Origin of the sequence: Cylindrospermopsis sp. CR12, from assembly GCF_001432185.1 — a bacterium.
GTDB classification, from domain to species: Bacteria; Cyanobacteriota; Cyanobacteriia; order Cyanobacteriales; family Nostocaceae; genus Raphidiopsis; species Raphidiopsis raciborskii.
The window spans coordinates 1-2,520 of record NZ_LMVE01000116.1 but is presented as its reverse complement, the minus strand read 5'-3'; the positions used below and the strand labels follow the sequence as shown (position 1 = coordinate 2,520).

The following is a 2,520-nucleotide window of genomic DNA, read 5'->3' as shown; positions in this document are numbered from 1 at the left end:
GGTTTATTGCTGAAAGAGAAAAAGGGTCTAGGTTTATATTTACATCTGGGAAGATTTCTTTATTGCTGAAAAAGCCGTTGTTGGGAGGATATCAAATTGGGTATACCAATGAGGTGAGAAAAGGGATGAGTGGCGCTCCGCTATTAAATACAAAGGGAGAGGTGGTGGGAATAAATGGTTTACAAAGTGAACCTTTATGGCAAGCTCAGGAGTTATATCAAGATGGGGAGAAACCAGATGCTGCAACGGAGAAGTTGATAGTTAGTTCTAGCATGGCGGTTCCTATGAGAGACCAATGGGGTAAGTAGGTTAGATTCTACATTTGAGAACGGGAGGTAAAAGTCCGAAACTCTCGCCATATAATTCTGCTACGCCCAGGGTGGGGAGTTGACCTTTAGGTGCGCTCAGGGAAAAATCTAATTGATTAGATGATAACCAGGTTCCCTTTCGCCATCCGACTGTTTCACTAAAGGAATTCCATATTGTTCCGTTGTATTGTGTGGTGCCACCTAAACTCTGATATATTTGTTGTTGAGTTGAAATGCCAAATTTGCCTTGACTATATTTAGACCACAGGTGGTCAATAGCTTGTAGTGCTTGACAGGAAAGGTTTTTAGTATCTTCTAGTCTTAAATAACCTTCTGTTTGTCTTTGAGCTAATGCTAGTACAATTCTATCTGTTTCTTGATCTGCTTCTTTAAAGTTTTGAGATTGTAATAGAGTTTCTAGTTTTGTATATTGAGAGGGGGAAGAAGGTTTTGTTTGGGTGGTAGGTAATGAAGTGGAGTTGAAGAAGCTTTTGGGGAAAAATCCATATAGGATATTGATGGGAACGCCCGCATTAAAGCCAGTTTTTTGAGAGGAAGAGGATGCTGACTCAGGTTGGGCGTTAATTAGCTTTCTGAGAGAGGTTAGGGAGGAGTTAATAGGATTTGTTTCTTCTGATTCTAGGGCGTTGGTATCTGCGAGTCCGTGAATGGCAATTACCTGACCTTGTGCATTAAAAACGGGACCCCCACTATTACCAATACGGGTGGTAGCATTATAAACTAGTCCATAGCCTTGGGGGGGATCTGAGAGAAAAGTAACTACCTTACCATCAGTGATAGTAAAACTTCGTTGTTTACCGACTCTGCCAAAAATGGTGGGGAATCCGGCCACGGAAATATCAGCTCTTATGGTTAGGTTCTCTGAGTTACCCAAGGATGCAACTTGATAATTTTCTTTGGATTCAAAGGTGACTAGGGCCAGGTCTGGGTCCTGAACATTTTTTTGGATGGGTTGGAGTTCTTTGATGGGATATTCTCTGCCATCATGAGTTCTAATGGTATATGTAAAGTCTTGGCGACAGCGAATTTTGGTAGTACCAAGTCTATCACAGACTACATGATTGGCGGTGAGTACGGTATATATGGTGCCTTCTTTTTTGACAATTACACCGGAACCCCCGGGGTGGGCGTCACTGTTGATTTGGACTGTGGTTTTTTGGGCAATATCCTGGATATTGGGGATTGTTTGAGCTGGGGTGAGCTGGGATGAGAATAGGACTGTAGATATGATTCCAGAGGTTATAAATATATAGGTGAATGGTTTATACATTTAAATTTACAGGGTAGGGTATGTTTTTAATATAGCTTGAGTTAAGGGGTGAGGAATGAAAAGGGCGATTGCGCAGCACTCCCTGCGGGAGATTGCGCAGCACTCCCTACGGGAGATCGCAAGGCACGCTCTCATCTAGGCGCATTTTATGTTCGGTTCCCATTTGGTAAAATATTGAAGGATAAATCAATTATTACAAGGGTTTTGGGAGATTTGGATATTTCGAGGGAGATTGCGAAGCAATTTCTATGGGCGATCGCTCTTAGTAATGACCCCCCGGTTTCTTCTCAAGGGAAATTTTTGAATCTATTCTTGGTAATAGGTGATGTTAATGGTGGGCGATCGCGAAGTAATCCTTATGGGCGATCGCACTTGAGCATCTTCGCAAGGGAAAATTGTTAAACCTGTTCTTGGTAATTAGTTTTTCCGAGTAAACCTCCTTATAGTTTTTACGGAAACGCCTAATTCCTTAGCCGATTCCCCAATGTTTACCGTCACTTCTGAAGTCTCCATATTGAACTCAACAATATAGAATACATTTTAGTATGTGGATATTCCGGGAAATTTGTCAATATCTATACAGAAATTTCCTTTCAGCTTTTAGCCCAACCTGTTTAAGATCCCCTAGGCCAATTTCCTAGCCATTCCCCACCACGAAATCGCCAACGGGGAAACACCAATCGCATTACTATCCATGCTGATAAATAAACCCCTAACCACACCAGTCCATAATGTTGAATAAATGTAACTACCTGAAATTCTGCTCTAGGAATTTTCGGTAGTCCTATAGTCCCTAGAATTACACCCAGAAACACTCCCTCCACAATTCCTGCATAGAATTGAAACACACCTGGCCAATCATGATCCCATAAGTATTTCTGCAGGAAATCATATACTAAGTCCCAAGCTAACCCAAATAAT

The 2,520-nt window shown here is 41.7% G+C and carries 4 protein-coding genes; 2 read left to right on the top strand and 2 right to left on the bottom strand.

The window, feature by feature from the left end:
- Positions 1–308: serine protease (locus tag ASL19_RS18695; protein ID WP_235529006.1), on the top strand; the 308-nt coding region annotated here is incomplete at its 5' end.
- A 1-nt stretch (position 309) separates the two neighbouring features.
- On the opposite strand, the gene ASL19_RS13385 is transcribed toward ASL19_RS18695, so the two are convergent.
- Entirely contained in the window at positions 310–1,599 is a 1,290-nt protein-coding gene (locus ASL19_RS13385; RefSeq protein ID WP_152980440.1) for a GUN4 domain-containing protein, read from the bottom strand.
- A 48-nt stretch (positions 1,600–1,647) separates the two neighbouring features.
- On the opposite strand from ASL19_RS13385, the gene ASL19_RS13380 reads away from it, so the two are divergent.
- The gene (locus ASL19_RS13380; protein ID WP_057178719.1) at positions 1,648–2,001 is read left to right on the top strand and encodes a hypothetical protein; all 354 of its coding nucleotides are present in this window, start codon (positions 1,648–1,650) and stop codon (positions 1,999–2,001) included.
- Between the two features lie 212 nt (positions 2,002–2,213).
- Here the strand turns inward: ASL19_RS13380 and ASL19_RS13375 are convergent.
- Positions 2,214–2,520, bottom strand: a 307-nt coding sequence (locus ASL19_RS13375) for a hypothetical protein (RefSeq protein WP_057178718.1), incomplete at its 5' end; no start/stop codon positions are given.

Excerpts from the sequence above, each read along its gene's own strand:
- ASL19_RS13385 (WP_152980440.1), bottom strand. The coding sequence starts at position 1,599 with ATGTATAAACCATTCACCTATATATTTATAACCTCTGGAATCATATCT.